The 21,797-nt window shown below is 63.9% G+C and carries 17 protein-coding genes and 2 pseudogenes; 11 read left to right on the forward strand and 8 right to left on the reverse strand.

From position 1 onward, the window contains the following. Positions 1-4: 4 nt before the first annotated feature. The 5 genes from AB0H93_RS14755 (at position 5) to AB0H93_RS14775 (ending at position 5,698) form a co-directional block, all read left to right on the forward strand. Positions 5-880, forward strand: coding sequence for an alpha/beta hydrolase (locus AB0H93_RS14755; protein ID WP_358572503.1), 876 nt, complete (start codon positions 5-7; stop codon positions 878-880). Next, the gene (locus AB0H93_RS14760) at positions 877-1,878 is read left to right on the forward strand and encodes an alcohol dehydrogenase catalytic domain-containing protein (RefSeq protein ID WP_358572427.1); all 1,002 of its coding nucleotides are present in this window, start codon (positions 877-879) and stop codon (positions 1,876-1,878) included. Before AB0H93_RS14755 ends, AB0H93_RS14760 begins: the two co-directional genes overlap by 4 nt. A 1,004-nt stretch (positions 1,879-2,882) precedes the next feature. Then, positions 2,883-3,650 carry a Rossmann-like and DUF2520 domain-containing protein gene (locus tag AB0H93_RS14765; protein ID WP_358572429.1) on the forward strand — a complete coding sequence of 256 codons (768 nt, stop codon included), beginning with the start codon at positions 2,883-2,885 and terminating at the stop codon, positions 3,648-3,650. 43 nt (positions 3,651-3,693) lie between these two features. Next, positions 3,694-4,656, forward strand: coding sequence for a 3-methyl-2-oxobutanoate hydroxymethyltransferase (gene panB, locus AB0H93_RS14770; protein ID WP_358572431.1), 963 nt, complete (start codon positions 3,694-3,696; stop codon positions 4,654-4,656). Positions 4,657-5,038: 382 nt separating this feature from the next. Beyond that, positions 5,039-5,698, forward strand: coding sequence for an alpha/beta fold hydrolase (locus AB0H93_RS14775; RefSeq protein WP_358572433.1), 660 nt, complete (start codon positions 5,039-5,041; stop codon positions 5,696-5,698). A gap of 141 nt (positions 5,699-5,839) precedes the next feature. Here AB0H93_RS14775 and AB0H93_RS14780 read toward each other — a convergent pair whose 3' ends face one another. Beyond that, the gene (locus AB0H93_RS14780) at positions 5,840-6,304 is read right to left on the reverse strand and encodes a cold shock domain-containing protein (protein ID WP_358572435.1); all 465 of its coding nucleotides are present in this window, start codon (positions 6,302-6,304) and stop codon (positions 5,840-5,842) included. Between the two features lie 175 nt (positions 6,305-6,479). Next, positions 6,480-7,934 carry an amino acid permease gene (locus tag AB0H93_RS14785; protein ID WP_358572437.1) on the reverse strand — a complete coding sequence of 485 codons (1,455 nt, stop codon included), beginning with the start codon at positions 7,932-7,934 and terminating at the stop codon, positions 6,480-6,482. 551 nt (positions 7,935-8,485) lie between these two features. On the opposite strand from AB0H93_RS14785, the gene AB0H93_RS14790 reads away from it, so the two are divergent. The 4 genes and pseudogenes from AB0H93_RS14790 (at position 8,486) to AB0H93_RS14805 (ending at position 13,721) form a co-directional block, all read left to right on the forward strand. Then, the gene (locus AB0H93_RS14790; RefSeq protein ID WP_132493077.1) at positions 8,486-8,713 is read left to right on the forward strand and encodes a zinc finger protein; all 228 of its coding nucleotides are present in this window, start codon (positions 8,486-8,488) and stop codon (positions 8,711-8,713) included. An 829-nt stretch (positions 8,714-9,542) separates the two neighbouring features. Continuing rightward, positions 9,543-11,276: pseudogene (locus tag AB0H93_RS14795) on the forward strand (acetolactate synthase large subunit); the annotation flags it as partial. A 394-nt stretch (positions 11,277-11,670) separates the two neighbouring features. After that, positions 11,671-12,708 carry an alcohol dehydrogenase catalytic domain-containing protein gene (locus AB0H93_RS14800; RefSeq protein ID WP_132493087.1) on the forward strand — a complete coding sequence of 346 codons (1,038 nt, stop codon included), beginning with the start codon at positions 11,671-11,673 and terminating at the stop codon, positions 12,706-12,708. A gap of 8 nt (positions 12,709-12,716) precedes the next feature. After that, complete coding sequence (locus AB0H93_RS14805; protein ID WP_358572440.1) at positions 12,717-13,721, forward strand: hypothetical protein; 1,005 nt, start codon at positions 12,717-12,719, stop codon at positions 13,719-13,721. A gap of 108 nt (positions 13,722-13,829) precedes the next feature. Here the strand turns inward: AB0H93_RS14805 and AB0H93_RS14810 are convergent, their stop codons facing one another. Continuing rightward, positions 13,830-14,942, reverse strand: a complete 1,113-nt coding sequence (locus AB0H93_RS14810; protein WP_358572442.1) for a hypothetical protein — start codon at positions 14,940-14,942, stop codon at positions 13,830-13,832. Between the two features lie 115 nt (positions 14,943-15,057). Further along, positions 15,058-16,620, reverse strand: coding sequence for an AMP-binding protein (locus tag AB0H93_RS14815; protein WP_358572444.1), 1,563 nt, complete (start codon positions 16,618-16,620; stop codon positions 15,058-15,060). A 480-nt stretch (positions 16,621-17,100) separates the two neighbouring features. Here AB0H93_RS14815 and AB0H93_RS14820 point away from each other — a divergent pair, with 480 nt between their 5' ends. After that, positions 17,101-17,481, forward strand: coding sequence for a hypothetical protein (locus AB0H93_RS14820; protein WP_358572446.1), 381 nt, complete (start codon positions 17,101-17,103; stop codon positions 17,479-17,481). A gap of 215 nt (positions 17,482-17,696) precedes the next feature. Here the strand turns inward: AB0H93_RS14820 and AB0H93_RS14825 are convergent, their stop codons facing one another. The 3 genes and pseudogenes from AB0H93_RS14825 to AB0H93_RS14835 all read right to left on the reverse strand — a co-directional run. Beyond that, entirely contained in the window at positions 17,697-18,479 is a 783-nt protein-coding gene (locus AB0H93_RS14825; protein ID WP_358572448.1) for an SDR family oxidoreductase, read from the reverse strand. Positions 18,480-18,616: 137 nt separating this feature from the next. Continuing rightward, on the reverse strand, positions 18,617-19,444 hold the full coding sequence (locus AB0H93_RS14830) for a methyltransferase domain-containing protein (RefSeq protein WP_358572450.1): 828 nt from the start codon (positions 19,442-19,444) through the stop codon (positions 18,617-18,619). A gap of 468 nt (positions 19,445-19,912) precedes the next feature. Next, positions 19,913-20,185 (reverse strand): annotated as a pseudogene (locus AB0H93_RS14835) (helix-turn-helix transcriptional regulator); the annotation flags it as partial. 361 nt (positions 20,186-20,546) lie between these two features. Between AB0H93_RS14835 and AB0H93_RS14840 the strand changes: the two are divergent. Beyond that, positions 20,547-20,891 carry a hypothetical protein gene (locus tag AB0H93_RS14840; protein ID WP_358572452.1) on the forward strand — a complete coding sequence of 115 codons (345 nt, stop codon included), beginning with the start codon at positions 20,547-20,549 and terminating at the stop codon, positions 20,889-20,891. A gap of 179 nt (positions 20,892-21,070) precedes the next feature. On the opposite strand, the gene AB0H93_RS14845 is transcribed toward AB0H93_RS14840, so the two are convergent. After that, the gene (locus AB0H93_RS14845; RefSeq protein WP_358572454.1) at positions 21,071-21,499 is read right to left on the reverse strand and encodes an SsgA family sporulation/cell division regulator; all 429 of its coding nucleotides are present in this window, start codon (positions 21,497-21,499) and stop codon (positions 21,071-21,073) included. Positions 21,500-21,797: the final 298 nt, after the last annotated feature.

Genomic DNA, 21,797 nt, shown 5'->3' on the forward strand with positions numbered 1-21,797 from the left:
GGCGATGCATGTGCGGGAAGAGACGCGGACGGTGGACGGTTTGCGGTTCCATGTACGGCGCGCTGGAGAGGGTCCGCTGATCCTGTTCCTCCACGGATGGCCGCAGACCAGCTACGCCTGGCGCCACGTTCTGCCCGTCCTCGCGCGGGACCATACGGTGGTCGCGCCGGATCTGCGCGGATACGGGGCTTCCAGCCGGCCCCGAGGCGGCTACGACAAGCGGACCATGTCCGCCGACATGAGCGGACTCATGCATGAGCTGGGATACACGCAGGCTGTTGTGGTCGGGCACGACCGGGGCGCACGCGTGGCCCACCGGTGGGGACTGGAGCGGCCGCACGAGATCAGCCGCCTGATGCTGCTCAGCGTCGTACCGACGCTGGAAATGTGGCGGCACATGGACGCACGGGTCGGGGCCGCGTACTGGCACTGGCTCTTCCACCTCGTCCCCGACCTCCCCGAGTTCCTCACCGAAGGAAAAGGCGGGGAGTACGTCCGGTTCATGCTGGCCGCCGGAGCATTCCGGCGCGAGGCGTTCACTGAGGCGGACCTGCGGCACTACGCGGAAGCGTACGCACAGCCCGGGGCGCTTCGCGCGAGCTTCGACGACTACCGCGCCGCTCGCCATGAGGATCTGGAAGCCGACGAGGCCGACGCGGCTGCGGGCCGCCGCCTGACAATGCCCGTGCACGTGGCGTGGGGCGCCGAAGGGCTGGTGGGGTCACTGCCCGTACTCGACCTGTGGCGGGACTACGCCACCCGGCTTGAGGGGGCGCAAATCGCCTCCTGCGGGCATTTCCCGGCCGAGGAGCAGCCGGACGTCCTGGTCGCCCGGATCCGGGCTTTCCTGGACGCTGAGAAGACTGTGGAGGAAAATTGAGGACACTGGTCATCACCGAGGAGCGCGGGCTGCGCCTCGCGGAGGTCGAGGAACGCGAGCTGGAGCGCGGCTGGGTACGCGTGGACGTAGCGTTCTGCGCCATCTGCGGTTCCGACCTGCACCTGCGGGCGATGCCGCACCTCGTCCCGGCCGGCGCGGTTCTCGGACACGAAATCTCCGGGCACGTCGCCGCACCGGGCGGGGAGCGGCTGACGGCGGGGCAGGCCGTGGTGGTGTGGCCGAAAGCGGGCTGCGGGGACTGCGACGACTGCCGGCTAGGCGACAACCACCTGTGCCCTGTACAGCCCTGGCGGCTGAGTTCCCTCGGCCTGGGCACACGCCCCGGCGGCTACGCCGAAGCCGTCGTCGTCCCCGAGCACACGGTGTACGCGGTGCCGGACGGTGTTTCGCTGGAGCACGCGGCGCTGACGGAACCGCTGTCCTGCGCTGTCCACGCGGCCGACCGCTCCGGAATTTCGGCAGCGGATACTGTCACGGTCCTCGGAGGCGGCACGGTCGGCTTCCTGCTGGCACACGTGCTGCGGCTACGGGGAGTCGAGGACGTGCGGGTGGTGGAACCGCACCCCGTACGGCGCGCACGCCTGACCGCGACCGGGATCACCGCCGTGGACGTCGATGAGCAGGGCCCGGACGCAGACGTGGTGTTCGAGTGCGTGGGCTCGGTGACCGCGCTCGCGGACGCGGCCCGACGCGTGCGGACACGGGGAACGGTCGTCGCACTCGGAGTGAACGAGCGGCCCGCAGAACTGGACTCGGTCGCCCTCATCACCAAGGAGATCCGGATCGTGGGCAGCTTCGCCCAGAACAGAGGCGCCTTCGAGGCGGCCTTGGATCTTCTCGGAGGCGGCCGTGTCCCGGTCGAGCAGATCATCACCGACGTCGTCCCCCTGGACTCCGGACCGGTCTCAGCGATGATGGACGCCCTCACCGGACGGCCCGGAGACCACCAGGTGGTCATGATCGCCCCCGGCGGGTGACGTCGACGAGAGCGGGCAGGGGGACTTGGGCTCAAGCCGCCTCCGCCAGCTCCTCCATCGGCGCGGCACTCGGCGTTTTGCGCAGCGTTCCCTACGCCTGCCTGCCACGGCAGCGCTCGACCTGGGCGTTCCCCTGGAATTGCCTGGTGGTCAACTGCTGTTGGTCGTGGCGGTCCTCATCGCGATCATCGCCATGTCAGGGTTCTTCGCTGCACGCCCGGCCGCCCGGTCCGCCCCGTCGACGCCCTCACCACACCGGACTGACGCCCTCGTCCCCGGCGACGGGCTCTCGCTTCTCCTAGTCGCGATGTTGGTATGGAGTCCAACAGGTGGTGGTGCTGACGGTCAGGGCCGCCGCGAAACCTAGACGCAGCAACGACATGCCCCTTCACACTGCAACAGGGGCGGCACCTTGCCTGTAGAACACAGCATGATACTGCACTGCGCTGCTGGTAGAAAACGGTCGGGGCAACGGCGTGACCGCCACTCTCACTCTGGAAATGTAGGTGGGTCCGGTGGATTGACATGACGCGATCCCGTCCTGCGGTGCCGGCGGCTTGACCAAGGGAACGAGTCTCGCCGCCGGCCTCGGGCAGTGGCCGTAGGGTTATCGTTGCTCCGTTGAGCCCACCCGAAGTGCGGGGGTCGTTCCGGACTGGCGTAGCCCTTGAAGACGCTCATCCCCCGTGGCCTTAGCGCTTCGGGCGGCGTTGTCACCGTTGGCTGGCGTGTCCGATAGCTGCCTTCCTCTTTGGCCACTCGCGTCGGTACGAACGGGCAAGAGGCGCTGACAGATTGCCAGGCTAAGTGGCATATTCCGGAGTGTCTCAATCTCGGCCGGTCCCTAAAGCACGAGGACTCCTAGACCTGGCAATCTCGGCAAAGTTCCGTCAGGGAACAGCATTGTTCTTGATGGGGAGGTTGATGGACGCGGTCACCTCAACGCGACGCGTGACCGCCAGGAGTTTTCCATTGGCGGGCCGGGCTCGCGGAGGGCAATGATCATGAGGAACTCGGTGGTACCTATGGATCATCTCTCGCGAGATCTGCCGGAGGGCCCGGTCGCAATCGTCGGCCAGGGACGGATGGGCACCGCGTTGGCACGTTCGTTGCGCGACGCGGGAACGGAGATCGTCGGCCCGTTGGGGCGTGATCCGGATGTCGGGAATGCCCCCGTGGTCCTGCTTTGCGTTCCGGACGGTGCTATCGCAGATGTCGCGGCACGGTTGCGCCTGGGAATCGTGGTCGGACACTGCTCGGGCGCCACCGGCCTCGGAGTTCTGGGTGAGCACGAGGGATTCTCCCTGCATCCACTGATGACGATCACACGAGCCGCGCCTGCCAGCTTCGACGGTTGCGCTGCAGCGATCGCCGGTACTACCCAGCGGGGGTCAGAAGTGGCACGAAAGTTGGCCATGAGCCTGGGCATGCGCCCTATCGCGGTCGCGGAGGGCGACCGCGCCGCCTACCACGCTGCGGCATCGGTCGCCGCGAATTTCCTCGTCACGGTGCTGGGCCTGGCCGAGGACATGGCAGCTACCGCGGGAGTAGATCGCGGGGCATTCCTTCCGTTGGTGGAAACGGCTTTTCGGAACTGGGAGAAACTCGGCGCCTCGCGTGCGTTGACGGGGCCCATCGCTCGCGGCGACGAGAAAACCGTGGCGCTCCAGCGATTCGCGGTTGGACAGCGCTGCCCGCAATCGCTGTTCTTGTTCGACGCGCTCGTCGAGGCAACCAGAGACTTGGCATTCAATCGGACAGCGCAGAAATGAGTCCGGGCCAGCGTGCCGGGAAAACGACTAGGAGAGTAGAGCGATGTCCACGTACCCCCAGCCTGAAGGCAAGTCCGGAGCCAGCCGCAAACCCGTCACGGTGAACGCACTGGCCGACCTACGCCACCGCGGTGAACGGATCGTAATGATCACGGCCTACGACTACCCGAGCGCCCAGGTGGTCGATTCCGCTGGCGTCGACATGGTCCTCGTCGGCGATTCGGCCGCCATGACCGTGCTCGGCTATCCCACGACGGTTCCGGTCTCGATCGAAGAGATGATCATGCTGACCGCGGCGGTTCGCAGAGGTCTGAAAACCCCGCTGCTGGTCGGCGACCTGCCTTTCGGTTCCTACGAGGTGTCCAACGAGCAGGCAGTGAGCACCGCGATTCGATTCGTCAAGGAAGGCGGCTGCGACGTCGTCAAGCTCGAGGGCGGCGGCGAGTCGGCGGAGCGGGCGAGGGCGATCGTCCGCGCCGGCATCCCGGTCATGGGCCACATCGGGCTGACCCCGCAAACCGCGACGGCCCTGGGCGGGTTCCGCGCCCAGGGCGTCACCGCCGAACGAGCACGGTCGGTGCTGGACGATGCCCTACGTCTCCAAGCCGCTGGTTGCTTCTCCATCGTCTTCGAAGCGGTTCCGGCCAAAGTCACCAAGGCCATCATGCCGCACATGAAGATACCGGTGATCGGGATTGGTGCGGGTCCGGACACCGACGGCCAAGTGCTCGTCTACCACGACTTGCTGGGCATCTTCGACGGCTTCCAGCCCAAGTTCGCCAAGCGGTGGGCCAACATGCGGTCCGCGATGATCGATGCGGTGAGCGAGTACGCCGACGAAGTCCGCCGCAGTGCCTTCCCCGCGCCCGAGCATTGCTACGGCATCAAGCAGGAGGAACTGGACCAGTTCATCGCCGACACGGAGCTGCCGGTTCCCGTGCAGGCGAACTCGAGCTCCAGGCGCCCTGTCGAGGCCGTCAGCCACGCGGCCAACGGCCAGCAATAACGCAGCGCCCGGCACGGCGTGTTCAGCGGGACCACCTGGCGGCCTTGGCTGGCTCGCTCATATTCGGGTTCCTCGGCAATCGGCCCCTCGTACCTGGCTGGCACTACGCTGTGACAGGCCAACGCCTGATCTTCGTTTGTCGGCACAGCAGGAAGGCGGGCGGAATCCATAGCGGCCATCCGAGGAGAGCGAATGAGTGAGTGACCATCGAATCAGAACGCGAACGGGCCTTTGGTACCGAAGAGGCCGGGATCGATGACCGGAACCGCATGTCTGCACACCAACATCAACGGGCAGGTCATCACCGCGGACGGAGGTGGCAGCATCTGATGCCGGACATTCCCGTCCCCGCGCCCAGGGTGAAGACGGCCACACCGCCGCTGTGGCCCCTCACCTCCCATCCCTCCCCGAACTGAACCTGGTGTGCTTTCCGCACGCGGGAGGCAACGCGGACTTCTTCGCCAAGTGGCCGGCAAACGCCGTGTCCGGCGTCCAAATCCATGCGGTCGAATACCCGGGGCGCGGGCGAAGGCGGGATGAGCCGGCCGCTGCGGAGTTCTGCCCACTCGCGGACGAGATCGCCTCGCACATCCTCGCCTTGCCTTCGGTGCCGCTGGTGCTCTTCGGGCACAGCATGGGCTCGGTGGTGGCCTTCGAGGTCGCCCGCAGGCTTTCCGACGTCGAAAGCGCTCCGCCGCACGCACTGGTCGTATCGAACATCACCGCGCCCCACCGGCTGCACCGGCGCGACCCGCTTCCCGTCACAGACGACGGAGTGTGGGAACACTCCTACAGCATCGGTGGTATCCCCAAGCCGACCTTGGACGATGCTTCGGCCTGGAATGAGTTAACGGTAGGCACGTATTCCTACCGAGGCTTCACCGGCGGGCATTTCTACCTCACCGAACAAGAAGCCCTGGTCGCCCGGCTTGTATCCGAACTTGGAATCGGCCACACAGCCGAGGAACTTCGGACAGCCGTGCCCCTCCAGCGCGAGACGAGCTCCGCCGACCGCACGCATACCATCGAACCCGTGCACTGAATCCTCCCCGGATCGCAGGTGACGGCTTGCCGGAGGACCGAAAGTGCCCCGGCAAGCCGTCGCGACGCTTTGCTCAACGCGGCATGCCCGGTCGGGACGCTTTGCGTCCCGACCGGGCATGCCGAACTTCTCAACGCGCCGTCAGGCTTCCACCCAGCCGTTGCTCTGCGCGAATGCCACGAGCCGCTTGCGCACTTGGAGGATCTGCCCACCCGTCAGGCTGGGCGCGGTCTCGATCAGCACATCTGTGATCTGCTGGGAGAACTCGGCCACCGGCAGGACGTCGCACAGCTCATCATCGTCACCTCTGCGGGTTTCGTCCGCGACCTCCGCCGCCTGCGGAGCCGCGCCGAGCGGGTGCACAGCCACTGCCTTGGTGCCCTGAGCGCCGGGCATCGCCTCGAACCCGACCCGCATACCGCCGCGGAGATTCTGCTTGAGCTCCTCGTCCAGAATGGACGCATGCAGGAATACGTCCTCACCACCGGAATCCGGCGCGATAAAACCGAATCCTCTGGTCTCGTCGTACTTAACGATCTTACCCGTTTCCACCGCTTCAGCCTCGCAAACCGCTAGTGCACGCTTCCGCACCGCCAACAAATACATCCGAAGTATAGCTCCCCTCGCACAGAAAACAAAGGCCACAACGCGACATTTACCACAATCCTGATGACCAAGAACGAGAACGCGATCACGAGCTATCTTGAATTGCCCGTGATCGCGTCCCGTGCCGGTGCTCCTATGCGCGGTAAGGAGCCACCAGCAATCTAGCGGAACCCGGCTAATGATTCTCGTCGGTTTCCTCCAGAACCTGTGCCGTATCCACCCGCTTGCGGACGAAGAACCAGCCGATCACCAGGGCTGCCACAAGCACCGGGACGCACAGCAGCGTCACCCGCCCCGCCGGCACGTCGAACCACATCAGAACCGCGACGGACAACAGGAACGCGATCGTCACGAGCTGAGTGATCGGCGAGCCGGGCAGGCGGTAGGTCGGTCGAGATACCGCGCCGGTCTTCGCCTTGCGCACGAACAGAAGGTGGCACAGCATGATCATGCCCCAGGTGGTGATGATCGCGATCGCGGCGAAGTTCAGCACGATCTCGAAGGCTGCGGCGGGGACGACGTAGTTCAGCCCCACGCCGAGCACGCAGACCGCGCCGGTGAGCAGGATTCCGCCGTAGGGAACCTGGCTTCGGTTCATCAGACCGGTGAACTTCGGCGCCGAACCGGCTGCCGCCATCGACCGCAGGATGCGGCCGGTGGAGTAGAGCCCCGAGTTGAGACTGGACATCGCAGCGGTGAGCACGACCAGGTTCATCATGTCGCCGGCTGCGGGGATTCCGAGTTGGGACAGGACCGTGACGAATGGGCTCTCGCCCTTCTGGTACGCGTTCCACGGCAGCAACATCGACAACAGGATGACCGAGCCGACGTAGAAGATGCCGATCCGCCACATGATCGAGTTGATCGCCTTGGGCATGATCTTCGACGGGTTCTCCGTCTCCCCCGCGGCGACACCGACCAGCTCGATGGCAGCGTAGGCGAAGACGATTCCTTGGATGACGAGGATCAAGGGCACCAGGCCGTTGGGCAGCACACCGCCGTTGTCGAAGATCAGCTGCGGCCCAGGGACGGTGTCACCGATCGGATGCGCCACGGCCAGCAGACCGATGCCAATCACCATGAAGACGACCAGCGCGCCGACCTTGATGATCGCGAACCAGAACTCCATCTCGCCGAAGATCTTCACCGAGACCAGGTTCAGCGCAAGCACCACCACCAGCGCCACCAGCGCCAGCACCCACTGCGGAACCGGGGTGAACAGGCTCCAGTAGTGCGCGTACAGCGAAATCGCGGTGATGTCGGCAATCCCGGTGGTGGCCCAGTTCAGGAAGTACATCCACCCAGCGACGAAAGCGCCTTTCTCGCCCATGAATTCCCGCGCATAGGAAACGAATGCGCCGGACGACGGCCGGTGCAGGATCAGCTCACCCAGAGCCCGCACCACGAAGAAGGCGAACACACCACAGACGGCATACGCGATGGCCAATGCAGGACCGGCCTGCGCCAATCGCCCGCCCGCGCCGAGGAAAAGCCCGGTGCCGATCGCGCCCCCGATCGCGATCATGTTGATGTGCCTGGCTTTCAAGGACTTGCTGTATCCCATGTCGCCGACATCGACATGCTCTTGCAGCTCTGGTCGGCCTTCATCCCGCACGGTTCGGTCAGTCACTCGATCCAACTCGTTTCCGGTGTCGTTTCGTCACACGCGAATATGACGCGCGGCCGATCCTCACGCTTGTTCCGCTCTTGGCGAATGAAGAGCAATGCTGACCCCTGGGTAGTTACCCGTCAAGAATTCGTTGCAAGGACGAGACTTCCGGGCAATCCTGATGGGGCGCGGAGGCACCGCGGACGAGCGATTCCCGCGAGCAACCTGGTACACCTTCACGCAGCATCCTTGGTGCGCCACGCGCCCACCAAAGCATCCGGACACGGAGACGGCACCCGCAGAAGCCGCACGGGTGGAAGCGTCGAACTGTGAACTGGGTCAACTTATCCAGCCTGAAAGTGCACGTATGCCCTGAAGTATCGCAAAACGCGCGCTCGCTGCGTAGCTTCAAGGTCACGAGCCTGTTAGGTGGCTTACATCGAGATCTGACCTGGACACGGCGTGAGCCGGCAAAGGCCGCGTACCCGCACTCGACTCCCACATCGGTGGCTCGCACGTCACGTCCCAGATGGACGCTGACAGAATGGCAATGCCCAGTGGAGGCGATCAACGTGAGTGACGTTCGGTGGCTGCCAGTGAACGGCGCCAGACACGCCATGCGCAAGGAGCAACATCAGCGTGAACTCGGGACCGAGGTCGTAGCGCTCTGCGGCGAGGTGATCACGCTGATCCGACCGAGTGAGACCGATTGGTTCTGGGACAGCTGCCCGGAATGCTGGTCCGCCGCCAAGATCATAAACAGCACGCCGACTTTCGCGAGGACCCTGCACCGCCTGTGAAACGCCACACGACGATGGCAGCCGGGATCGCTCAGCAAGGGCACAGCCGTGGTCAAGCGGTATCGTCTCTGACGATAGAACCGTAAAAATTTGCCACGAAATCGCGACCAACGACATTTGGTCCGGTTGGCCACAGAATCAATACCCCGGGCGTACACCTGGGGTAGTCCGATTCCCGCAGCCAGCGACCCCAGCAGGTTTCGAGTGCTGGAGGCAACCGAGGAGAGTGCCTCCAGCGAGGCTCGACACCAGAGAAACGCGCGCCGACGATACACCAACACCATCGTGGAAGCTGGCCTGACGACGCTGGGCGCATGACTGTCTCACATTCCTCCATGTACTCCAAGCACCGCTGGCCGCTCAGACCTGCCAATTACCCTATCTACAGCAGGGCGAGAGGTACAAACGGGTACAGGATCGAGAACATTCAGGCAGCCTCGTTCAGCTCGGCGTTGCCCCTTGGGCCACCTTGATGATCCCGTGGTAGTGCGCACGGTTCGACCGCTGCGCGGTCCCGATAGATCGTCGATTAGACGCCGCTGGAAGCGGCGGCGGATTCCGGAAAGGACACGCACGGAGAATTCTGCCGGAGGCGGGGAGCAAGGAGTGTCTGGAACGATCGCCCGGTTTCCTTGCGGGTCTTCCTTGTGGCCCCGTTGCTTGCACGCGAAGCGGCGATCAATGGCACCATTTTCTCCAAACAATACTTGCGCGGAGCGCGCATGCTGTCATGCCGTCGGCGGATAATCCGTGGCGTCGGTTTTCGTGGGGGTAGGCCGGCGCCGGGTGCAACTCGGAACTAATTGTTCCTTCTTTGGAGGCTTTCCCGATGGTCGTCCCCGCACCAAGGCATGCCGAACGTATAACCGGTGCTCAAGCCCTGCTCCGAAGCCTGGAACTAGTCGGGACGGAGGTGATCTTTGGCTTGCCCGGGGGCGCGATCCTGCCGGCGTATGATGCGCTGGTCGATTCGAAGACGCTGCGGCACGTATTGGTACGGCACGAACAATGCGCCGGTCACGCGGCGAGGGGATACGCCCAGGCGACCGGGAGGGTTGGGGTTTGTCTGGTTACCAGCGGTCCCGGCGCGACAAATCTCGTCACTCCCCTGGCCGACGCGTACCGAGACTCGATCCCGATTGTGGCGATCACCGGCCAAGTGCCCAGCACGGCGATCGGAACGGACGCTTTCCAGGAGATTGACGTCCTGGGGATCACTCTTCCCATTACCAAACACGGGTTCGCAGTCACCGACGCCGAACAGATCCCCGCTGCGATCGCCGACGCATTTCGGATTGCCAGGGCTGGCAGGCCCGGGCCGGTGGTCGTTGACGTGTGCAAGGATGCCTTGCTCGCCTCCACTCCCTTCCCCGGACTACTAGGGTCTGCGCCTCAGACGCCGACCATGTATGACGAGGAGTTGCTGCGTAGCGCCCTAAAGCTGTTGAGTTCGGCATCGCGGCCGGTGCTCTACGTAGGCGGTGGTGCCGTTCTCGGAGAAACTGCTCCGGAGCTGTTGCGCTTTGCAGAGCACGCCGGAATACCTGTGGTGACCACGCTCATGGGACTCGGCGTTTTCCCGGACAGCCATCCATTGCACATGGGCATGCCGGGTATGCACGGATCAGTGGCCGCAGTCGGCGCTCTGCAACAGGCTGACTTGCTCATCGCGGTCGGCGTTCGCTTCGACGACCGAGTGACCGGACAACTGTCCACGTTCGCCCCTGGGGCACAGGTCATCCATATCGACATCGACGCCACCGAGGTTTCTCGTGTCCGGCACGCCGATGTGCCCCTGGTCGGCGATTGCAAGCAGGTCCTCGGCGAACTCCACCGGCTAAGCGCTGCAGAGGATCTCCGCTACGACTTCACGGCCTGGACCAGGATCTTGCAGGGGTATCAGAAGACCTATCGCCCGGCCTACGAACAGCCAGCGGAGGGCCTGTCCGCCCCTCGTGTGCTACGTCGGCTGAGCGAACTGGCCGCGCCGGAGGCGATCTACGTGACCGGGGTTGGCCAGCATCAGATGTGGGCTGCCCAGTGCATCGGTTTCGAGCGTCCGCGCTCGCTGATCACCTCGGGCGGGCTTGGCACGATGGGAGTGGCGGTGCCTGCCGCCATGGGCGCGAAAATGGCTTTGCCCGAGCGCGAGGTCTGGGCGATCGACGGCGACGGCTGCTTCCAGATGACGCATCAGGAGCTCGCGACGTGCGTGGCCGAACGAATCCCCATCAAGATCGCTGTGATCAACAACGGTAGTTATGGCATGGTCCGGCAGTGGCAGAACCTTTTCTACGACGAGCGGTACTCGCAGTCTGAGTTGAACGCCGTTGGGGCAGCGCCGGATTTCGTGCGGCTCGCCGAAGCATATGGATGCGTCGGCCTGCGATGCACGGAGGCCGATGAAATAGACGAAGTGGTTCGGCGTGCTCTGGAAATCACCGACACTCCGGTGGTCATCGATTTCCAGGTGCCGGCCAGTGAGATGGTGTGGCCGATGATCGGGCCAGGCGTCAGCAACGATGACATCGCCATCGCCCGGGGTATGTCACCGCGCTGGGATACGAGCATCGTTCGCGAGGAAATCATCGCGAGAAACGCGAGCAACAAGTTGGCCTGCGCCTCGCTTCGAGCAGTTTTCCTGGTTGCGCGGGATACGCCATACGTAGTACCGCGCGTTACTGCCACAGTGCGCCGGTCCGGCCTCACCATAGACCGGATGTCGGTGGAAAGCCGCAGCGGGCGGCAATACTTGGAACTGTTCTTGGAATCCTCCGGGGACCGCGGCGAATCCCTGGTGGACAGTCTCCGGAACCTGGCAGATGTTCTCGAATGCAAGGCTGTAGAACAGGAGAAAATTCATGAGTACGAGCGGCTTGACCACGACGCAGTCGGGTAGCCAAGAAACTACTAAGTTGCCACGTCCGCGGCGCGTAACCATGCAAGCCCTAACGCTTGTGGCGCACAACGAGGTCGCGCTGGCAGAACGGCCGGTACCGGAACCAGGTCCGCGCGATGTGGTAGTGCGAACCACCGCATCGATGATGTGCGCGAGCGATGTGCACAATCTAAGCGGAGCAATGGCAGTGCCGGTGGGCCGGGTCCTTGGGCACGAAAGTGTGGGGATCGTGAGCCGCGTTGGGGACGCGGTGACACGAGTTCGCGAAGGCGAACGGGTGGCGGTTACCTCAGTCACGCCATGCGGGTGCTGTGATTTCTGCCAGAGCGGGGCACCACAGCAGTGCGGTGGTGGGGTTGGCGGCTACAAGTTCACCACACAGCAGGACGGAAGTCTGGCTGAATATTTCGTCGTGCCGGACGCCGATTTCAACGTCGCCAGGATCCCCGACGAGCTGACCGACGAGCAGGCGTTGTACGCGACCGACTCCATGAGCACGGGGCTCGCCGCAGCCGAACAGGCCAACATCCCTCTTGGCGGTACCGTTGCGGTGTTCGCTCAAGGCGCGGTCGGTCTCTCCGTCACGGCAGGAGCCCGCTTGCTCGGCGCCGGCACAGTCATAACCACTGCGACTCGCCCACTCAATGCCCGTCTGTCCGCGCAGTTCGGCAGCGATCTAGTCATCAACCCGCGCCACGAGGATGCGATCAACAAGATCCGGGACGTCGTTGGCCAGCACGGGGTCGATTGCGCCATCGAGGCACTCGGCACCCACGAGACCTTCGAACAGGCCGTTCGCGCAACGAAAGCCGGAGGCACGGTGGTCAATGCCGGCTACCACGGCTGGCAGGCCACCGGGCCGCTGCCGATTCCACTGGTGTCCTTCGGTTTCGGCATGGGGGGCAAGACGATCCGAGCGATGCTCTGCCCTGGCGGTTCCGAGCGTCTTCAGCGGTTGTTCCGGCTCATGGTCAACAAACGCATCGACCCCACACCGATGACGACGCACCGCTTCGGCTTCGGAGACGCGGCGAAGGCCTTCGACCTCCTCGCTTCGCGCGCTGACGGAATTATCAAGCCGCTCATCACGTACTGAGGGACGACATGACACAGACTGCAGGCATTCTCGGCGCTGGCTATTCGGTCCCCAACGGGGTCCGACGCAACGACGACCCGGCATATGCTTCGCTGAACCAGAACCGCAACGCCCAGGGCGTGATCGAGGCGGCCGTCTTCCGCGGCCTCGATCGCCGCCGAGTGCTCGCCAAGGGCGAACGCATTGAAGACCATGTCGTCAAAGCCGCTGATGCGGCGCTGGGCAGAGCAGGCCTCGAGCCCGGCGACATCGACCGGTTGTACGGCTACATCACCGTGCCCGAATACCTCACCCCCAACAGCCTGTACCAGGTGCACCACCTGCTTCGGCTTCCCCATGAAGTCATGGTCGTACCGATCAACAGCGAGTACAGCAACTTCCTGCTCGGCGTCGTGCACGCAGCCGAGGCGGTAGAAGCCGGCCGGGCCCGCAACTCGCTGGTCGCCTGCGGCGCCAACTGGACCGGGCACATGGACTACACCAAGGGCCACGCGGTCAGCATCGGCGACGCGGCCGGTGCGGCGGTGGTCGGTCCTTCCGATCGATTCGTGGTCGTCGACCACTTGACGCAGACCGCAAGCAGCCAATACCACGGCCTGACCATGACCATGAGAACGTTGCACCTCAACGGACTCACGCTGCTCCCCACCGATCCGGTCACCGGGCTGCCGACCCCGACCTACGACATGACGCAGACCGGGATCGAGGATCTCGGCGGGCTGGTCAAGGACGCCGTTGCAGTAGTGGCACTGGACCTGCTCAAACGCAATGACGTGGACCCGGATCAGGTAACCCTGATGACCCACCAGGGTTCCCGGATCCTGATGGACCACTGGAACGAGCGCATCAAACCCCGGGAATACCTGGACACCCTCGCCGAGCACGGCAACATGACCGTGGCCACCTACCCGGTCAATCTTGCGTACTACCTCGACGACATCACCACCGAGTACACGCTGATCGTGGCAGTCGCATGCGGTCTACATGTGACAGCGTTGCTGCTGCGCAACTGAGCTACTGCCGCGTCCGGCAACGTGTTTGGTGAGCGGGGCGCAGCAATGCGTCCCGCTCAACCAACGAACGCGGGTCTTCCCTTGCGCAGGTCTGTTTCCCGGCGCTGCTTACCTCGGCTCCCCGCAGGCGTGCAGGCTGCCGCCTGTGCTGGGCAGGAGTGTCCCAAGCGGATACAGCCCCACGGCCTGCAGATCCAGCCCAGCCCGTTCGGCGACTGTCCGCGCCGTGGAAAGAATCCGGGACTCGGCTGGATCCTCCACGCATATCAGCAATCGCCCAGATCGTCCGTGCAGCTCTGGGCAACCGGCTCGCAGCACTTGCACCACATAGGCCAACCGGGCCAGCTCGGAGTAACTGGTGACCTGCTCGGTCGCAGCGATGCGGCGCCAGACCGGATCGACGTCGGCTAGAAGCCGCAGCCCCTGTTGGGGCGTGGTTCCTGGCAACCGGCCGCGGGCAATGTCCGCAATATCGGCCAGCCCCTCGACGACGACAGCGTGCAGGCCCTCCGCGAGACAGCGCCGCACCACCAGTTCGTGAACCTGGGCGTTGCGTTGACGCACCAAATCCTGCCAGCAGTGCCACAGTTCCGGTGCCAGCATCGGCGTACCCCGCTCGTCCAGCAAGGCGGCCAAGTAGTGCAGGTGGGGTATGTCCCAGTTCATTGTGGGAGGCACTCGTATCGCCGCCCACCGCGCCAACGCGCCCGCGAGTCCGGCCAGTGCCGCTGAGGTCGTGGTCTCATAGGCGGAGAGCTCCGCTTGGGCCCGCAGAGTGTGCAGAGTGCGTACCTCCTCGGGTTGCGGCGCCCGCGTCAATTCCACCGCTCCCGCCTCTCCCACCGCGCACAACGCTCCGGTCCCCCACAGACACAGTCCCGAGGACAGCACCACCTCGTCGACCGCGACCTGACGCGCACGCAAATGCGACAGCCCGGCCGCACGCACCCAGTGCCGGTCATCCTCCTCGCCAAGTGCCACGAACCAGCTGCCGCCCGCTGGTGACCGTTCCTCCACCGCTGCTTCGCCCAGCGCCACATCCTGCGCACCAAGCAAGCTCAGCAGGTGCTCCAATCCGCGCCGCGCCCGCCTCGCCGACTTGGATTCCGGTGTCCTGGAATGCAAGGTGAACCGATCGGTCAATGGCACCTTCCCCACCTCGGTCTCGCACCACGGCACCGGAACACCCATCGTCAGCGGAGAAGGATCGAGTCGCAGCATGCGAACCTTTCTGACGAGAAGGATTCGGGGCGAACGGAAGGCGTCTGACATCACCACCGAGCCGGGATGCCATCGCGTGTCGTCCCTGAAAGAACGTGCGCTACCAACACAGGGCTTACAAAACATTCTTGGCATGCTTGAAAAATTCGGTCCCGCCCGGGCGGATCAGAGGATGACACCGGCGAACGGATTCCTCGATGTCCTGCGGGTAGTAGTTGTCGCCCCGGATGTTGATCAGTTCCTTGAGCCGACCGGTGACGAACAATTCCCCGTTGTGCAGGAAGCCGAGATCACCCGTCCGCAGATACTCGCGGAGGTCGCCGTCGGACACGCGAGCGCGAAAAGTCTCACGGGTCTCGTCCGCCAAGCCCCAGTACCCGAGGGCCTTGGTGGGCGAGTCGACCCAGATCTCCCCCACCTGCCCTGGATCGCATGGCTTGTGGGTGTCGGGATCGACGATGCGGACGCGGGCATCTTCCTTGGTGACCCAACCGCTGCCATAAAGACCGACCGCATCCAGCGCGGACCCGGCCTCCACCGGCCGCACGCGGCCCTTCTCCAGCTCCCGCTTGTCCACCCACATCGGTCCGCCGCTGCCCACGCTCAGGCTCAATGTGTGCTCAGCGATGCCGTAACCGGGGTGGAACACCGCGGGCTTCAGACCGCGCAGTATGAAAGCGTTCCAGAACCGCTCCATGGTCTGTGGCAGCACCATTTCGCCTGAGGAACCGAGAATTCGCACGGCGCTGAGGTCCCATTCGGCGCGCTGCTCCAAGGTCGTCTTGCGGACCATCAGGTCGTAGGCGAAGTTCGGCGCCGACGTGTGCGTGGCGCGTACCCGGGACATGACGTCGAACCACACCGAGGGCCGCTGCAGAAAGCTCAGGGGCGACATCACGTAGGTCCGCCCGGAGTGCCCCACGATGGTGTTCAGCAGGAAGCTGATCAATCCGAGGTCGTGGAAGTGCGGTACCCAGGTGACCGCGACCGTGTCGTCGCCGAGCCCTAGGTCCGCGGCCAGGAACAGCAACTCGTGGTAGATGTTGCGATGGCTGACGATCACGCCTTTCGGGAAGCCCGTCGAGCCGGACGTGTACTGCAGGAATGCCGGCTCATCGGGATCTGCGGGGGCGTGCCAACGCCGCAGGTCGACCACGTCCACCTCGCCACCATCGCGTGAATCGGTGGCCAGCCAAGGAATCTCGGGTAGTTTGGGCGCTTCGGGCGGGAGCGGGCGCGCTCTTATCGCAGCCTCGATCGCCCCCTGGTAGGCATCGTGGGTCAGCACCACACGCGCACCGGAGCTGACCGCAATGGCCGCCAAAGCCCCGGTGTCGGTCGCGAGCCTGCACGGATTCGGCGGGGCGACCGGAACTGGGATCACGCCGCAGGCAAGACATCCAAGGAACGCGCTGACGAAATCCAGGGAAGGCAGGTAGACCAGCAGGGCCCGGTCGCCACGCCGGACGTCCCGTTCTTCCAGCAGAGACATGACCCGGTGCGCGTCCTGGGCCAGGCGATGCACTGTCATCGACTCGACATCGCGTCCCTCGTCGTCGACGAAGACGAAAAGCTCGCGGTGCATGTCGCGCTCGTGGAGATCAGCGAACGCCGAGAGAATCGTGCCTGCACCGGGGCTCGCGACCGGGCGCGGACCCGGCTCAACGTCCGATTGCACAACGAGCCTCCCTGTCTGCGGTCGCGGCACGCGAACCACTTGATCTGTGCAGCCAACAGCCCAGACAGCACCGCGCGGACGGCCTTGCGCCGGACCAGCCGAATCCGACCCGGACGCCGAAAACCTAGGAACCTCGGTACGGTGGACGAAAGGGAGCCATCCTCGAAGTTGCCTGATCGACCCACGTTTCCTGCCCATCCATCCGCCCAACGGCGTGAGGCAAGATGTGCGCAAGCGAGTGCTACTTTTATTCGCCATAGCACACGGAGCCGGCAGCAACCAAGGTGATCACGGACCGTGCAGCGCGCCCTCGAGAATGCCTGACGGCGGATTCGCAAGGGAATATGTTCATGCCCGCACGGGCAGATCTGTTCGCACCCTGTTGCAGAGCCGAGTCTCTCCGGCATAGCTTCACAACGCAATTTCCATGCGACCGCAGCAATAGTGATTCGGCGCAGAGACACCTGAAACGGAGAAAATATGTCCTTCGCGAACACCCTCAAGCGAGCAAGTTCTTCCGCCATCGCTGTCGGTGTCCTAGCATCGGCCACCATGCTGGCTGCCACGACGCCCGCCTCAGCCGCCACCGGTCAGCTTACCGTGTGCTCGCGGGGCGACTACGCGTCCTACGTGGAGTTTCCTGCGCGAGGCGGTATGACCACGAAAATCGTGCACCGTGGCCAGTGCCAGAAGTTCACTGGCTTTGGGTCCAGTACCGCCGTCGAGTCGATCAACGTTTACGGCATCCACAGCCCGTCCACGTTCTGGGTCCAGAGCGGCAAGTTCCGTCCGAGCCGAGGCGGGAACGTCATCACGTACGGTTCCTCGGCCCACGCATGGGCGTCGATGCCGCAGATCTGACCAATAGTCTCAACCAATCCTGAGACCGGCCCGAAGATCTCCGCTCGGTGAAATCCGCCAAGTCCTGCCCTGCCGGTAAATCACGCTGACGAATCAGACTGCCGCTGCGCGATTCGGTCGCGCAGCGGCAGTCTGTTTCCAGGTTTCAAGCTCAGCACAGGGTAATGCGTTGGTGACCCACACCGTGGTGGGGTTGTAACGACCTTGTCGCCTGCTCAGATCTGCATGAGTACGCCGGAATCAATTACCCATTCCGCGCCTGTAACTTGGCTTGCCAATGGGGAGACAAGGTAGGCAATCACGCGAGCGACGTCCTCGGGTTCACTGACTCGTTTCGTCAGTTGCGGGCGAACTGAAGTGGCCATGTAGTCGACGATGCCAGCAAATTCGATCCCGCGGAGCTTCGCCACTTGCTCCCCGAAACCGCCGGGGCGGTCATAGATTGCCGTCCTGGTCAGTCCAGGAGTGACCACGTTTGATCTGACTCCATTGCCGGTGAACTCGGCAGCCAAGGTTTTTGACAGGGACAACAGCGCCAGCTTGGCCGCCGCGTAGTCGGGATTCAGCATTGTCCCTAAATGGGCAGAAGAGCTGGAGATATTGACGATCGCACTGTCGCCAGTTGCGAGGAGTGCCGGTAGTGCGGCTTTGCTCATGCGCCGCGCGGCATGGAAGTTCAAGTCGAACATGTCGAGCCATTGTTCCTCGGTGATGTCGAGGAAGCCGCTTCGGAGATCCAACCCACCTGCGTTGTTGACCAGCCCATCGAGGCGGCCGTGGCGTTCCAGCACTGTCTCGACGATGCGATCACCTGCTTGCGGATCGGTCACATCGGCGATGACGTGATCGATCTGTCGATCTGGGTCGCTAGGCCCCAGATTGCGGCTCACGCCAACTACGGTGGCTCCTTCCGCTGCGAGCAGCTCGGCAGTTGCCCGTCCGATGCCGACGGATGCCCCAGTGATGAGTATCACTCGATCCTTCAGTTCAAGGTCCATTTGCCTGCTCTCAAGATGTGACGAGATAAGAACGTGGTGGATGGTTCCGCGAGAACTGATTCGGCACCGACCTGATACTCACGCGGCCGCAGTGCCTCCGTGATCAGATATCAGCTGGGTCGACATGCGGGTCTCCCTCACGCAGGGAATCGCGGGTTGGGCAGATCTGTCGCTAGAGGTCGCTGCCCCCAGGCTGCGACGCTCGCGATGCACAGGTCATCGAACGAGGAGCTCTCGACCTGGTCGGCAAACGCCGCGAGCTCGGCTGCGGTGATCCCGAAGTATGTATTCAGGTCGGCCGCGATGTGCTCGGCAGTCAGCCGCCACGCACGGCCCATCGGGGTGGCTCCAACACCGTGGCTCGAGGCATGGACACCAGTGTTGACCAGCCCGTTCGCGCGCAACTGGGCCGGGAACGCTCGCGACCATTCGTAGTCGCTTCCCATTCGCTTGGTGGCGATCGACAGCACCGCCTTACTGACCTTGCGGTACAACGCATTCGGCGATGAGTCGAACGGGAACGGTCCGGTGTCCTCCAGGAGGAGCCAGCCACCTGGGGCCAGCGAGCGGACCACCTTGGCGAGCACCGCGTCACGGTCGGCGATGTGCTCGAACACAAACCTGGAACAAATCAGATCGAAGGCGCCCTCGGGGAAATCATCGACAGTCACATCATGCGCCATAATCTCCAAATTTGGGGGACGCCCTTCGTCTGGAATCAGGCTGGTGTCGAGATCGGTGGCAACGACACGGCCGCGAGGACATTGGGCCGCCAGCCAGTTTGCAACTGTACCGACGCCAGCTCCGATCTCCAAACAGTTCCAGTCGGGCTGGATACCAAGCCTCCCGAGCCGGTGGATGGTGTCAGAGTCAAACGCCGCCGCCAACGCAGTCAACCGTTCCGCCTCCGCGGCATGGCCGTGCGTGAAGAGAACCTGCCCGTAAGGAATCGAACTCGAGACCACACTAGAACCTTTCTACGATTCAACCAACTAAAGAGAAACCGAACTTTTCGGACTCCCGAATACTCAGCCGGTCCCCACCTTTTCCGACAATTGGCCAGTTGCGGAGGCTCGTCGACAAACGCAGTCAGCAGCTTAAATTTTCCGGTCCTCAGCAGGACATCAAAACTCGGCGAACGAGGGAAAAAGTGCAGGCTGGTTTGCCCGTTTGACTCGAGCCGTGTCCGTGTTCGGGTGGGGTGCGTGACCAGAAGTCGGCGTCATGGCACCGCTGATACCTGAGCTCCGAGCGATCAGCAGCTTCTCGCTGTTGCGCACCCGCTCGGCACGGGCCGTCCATGACGGCGTGGATGATCAACTTACTGGATTCCGTGTCCGGATACCTGGCAACCGGCCGATCGCACAGCTGGGATGCGCGGCGATCAACCGCGCGCACGATTTCTGTTCCGCCCAAGCGACCGCGAACGCACTGGCGCGCACCGCGTAGGCCACGGCATGCTGCCGGTTGCGCAACTTCAGCCAGCCGGCCATCCCGTAGATGACGTTCTTCACGGTTCGCTCTGAGTAGCAGAGCACGGCGGCAATGTCGGCAGAATCCCAGCCCTCGGCTAGCAACCGAACGATGTCGACCTAGCGAGTTGTCAGCCCGGCAGCGTTGAGACCATGCGGGGCGAGAACTTCCGCTTGCAGACAATCAACCTGGCGGAGCAACCCGCCGATCAACTCCTGGGGAAGCACGCCGCCGGCGGCACGCGACTCCACAACGTCTCAACACCGTCCCAGCATCCCCACCAGCCAATGGAAACCCGCCAACGTACGCCATCGCAGGGCAGTACCCCGTGCGCCCGCGGAACTCGGCCCGGCACTGGGGACGAGTGCAATCTTGGTGAGTCGTGCGGGCAACGCACAACTCAAGTCGTGGCCAGTGCTAGGCCGGGGCCGGTAGCTTTGCACTGCGGGCACAGGGATCGACCATTTCGGGAACGACATGCTCCGCCACCCTCCGGTCCAGGCGGCGCGTCGCCCGGCCGTTCGCTGTCGACGCACAAATTCGTAATCGCGCGCCACGGAGTATCTGCCCCTGACGCACGCAAGGGAGAACGACATGTCTGTCATGGACCCGGGCGTCATCGCCCCCGAATCCCCGCAGAGCTTCAGCAGCGCCCTCGACCAGGTGCTCTTCCACATGGGCTCGGCCCTGAACGACGAGCAGGCGAACAAGGTGGCCGGCTACCTGGAAGGCGGAAAGGCGTTGCCCGCGGCGGAAGCGCTGGCGTCCATCGCTGCGGCCAAGCGGCGAATGGTTTCGCGTGAAGACCGCAACATCCTTCGGACAGTCATCGAAACCTACAACGGCGATCTCACCCACATCAGCCGCCTGGAGTCGCAAGCTGTCACCGATGCCCCGACGGTCACGATCAAAGCCCCCCGTTTTCTCGGCCTGGCTTGATCCGGCCAACCGTGCACGATGTACGGTGCCACCAAGCACAAATGAATCTCCATGCGAGGGGGCAGGAATTCCTGTCCCCTCGACAAGTGCGCGAATCACTCTGCGGTACGCACCACGAATGCGCCGTGCGGCGTCGGTCCTTGCCGACACCGCACGGCGCGAGTGTGAATACCGGTCGGTTACAGGTCGTTTGGGAGCAGCCGGTTCAACGCCTCGTCGACACTCATCCACCGGTGTTCGTCGCCGGGTTCGACGATGTCATAGGTGTCGTTCAAGAATTGTGCCAGCTTCTCAGCCGGCGTTTCGAAGGTGGCCTGTCCCGATGGCGAGCGCAACGTGATCAAGAGGAGTTCGGGCTTGCCCGGACAAGGGCCGATGCGCATGTCACCTTCCCCGCTGTCGGCGACCAGCCCGTCGGCGAGTAGGTCACGGGCAACCTCCCAGCGAACCTGGTGACTCTGCCCCGCGTTGAAGATCACGGCCACCGCGTACGGGTCGCGGGTTTCGTACCGCAGTTCCACCCGAACCGGTGCGCTCACCCCTGGCAGGGCAGCCAGGCTGAAGACCGTGGCGAAGCGGATGATCGTCCGGTGGTTCTTGGCCATCATGCTGCGCTCCTTCAAGCTTGACTCCCACTCGAAATGCAGCATGGCCAACCTGGATTCACTTCTTCTTCACGACATCTTCAGACTCCGGCGGGCACCTGGACTGCTCCGTTCGGCAGGCGCTCAACCAGGCCAACGGGAGGCCTGAGCCCAGCCGTCGCCCCGAAGAAGATCCGTTTTGACCGATTGATCGATCGAGACGATCCAGTACCGGAAAACGGAACCCGATGGTAACCCCTGACGCGTGTACAAACAGGCAATCCTTCGGGCAATGAGCCGCCTCGGGCACAATTCGGTACAC

Origin of the sequence: Saccharopolyspora sp. NPDC050642, from assembly GCF_040654735.1 — a bacterium.
Taxonomy (GTDB): domain Bacteria; phylum Actinomycetota; class Actinomycetes; order Mycobacteriales; family Pseudonocardiaceae; genus Saccharopolyspora; species Saccharopolyspora elongata.

Coding starts and splice junctions, on each gene's coding strand:
- AB0H93_RS14755 (WP_358572503.1), top strand. CDS start 5: ATGCATGTGCGGGAAGAGACGCGGACGGTGGACGGTTTGCGGTTCCAT.
- AB0H93_RS14765 (WP_358572429.1), top strand. CDS start 2,883: ATGAGGAACTCGGTGGTACCTATGGATCATCTCTCGCGAGATCTGCCG.
- panB (WP_358572431.1), top strand. CDS start 3,694: ATGTCCACGTACCCCCAGCCTGAAGGCAAGTCCGGAGCCAGCCGCAAA.
- AB0H93_RS14780 (WP_358572435.1), bottom strand. CDS start 6,304: ATGTATTTGTTGGCGGTGCGGAAGCGTGCACTAGCGGTTTGCGAGGCT.
- AB0H93_RS14805 (WP_358572440.1), top strand. CDS start 12,717: ATGACACAGACTGCAGGCATTCTCGGCGCTGGCTATTCGGTCCCCAAC.
- AB0H93_RS14810 (WP_358572442.1), bottom strand. CDS start 14,942: ATGCTGCGACTCGATCCTTCTCCGCTGACGATGGGTGTTCCGGTGCCG.
- AB0H93_RS14820 (WP_358572446.1), top strand. CDS start 17,101: ATGTCCTTCGCGAACACCCTCAAGCGAGCAAGTTCTTCCGCCATCGCT.
- AB0H93_RS14825 (WP_358572448.1), bottom strand. CDS start 18,479: ATGGACCTTGAACTGAAGGATCGAGTGATACTCATCACTGGGGCATCC.
- AB0H93_RS14840 (WP_358572452.1), top strand. CDS start 20,547: ATGTCTGTCATGGACCCGGGCGTCATCGCCCCCGAATCCCCGCAGAGC.
- AB0H93_RS14845 (WP_358572454.1), bottom strand. CDS start 21,499: ATGATGGCCAAGAACCACCGGACGATCATCCGCTTCGCCACGGTCTTC.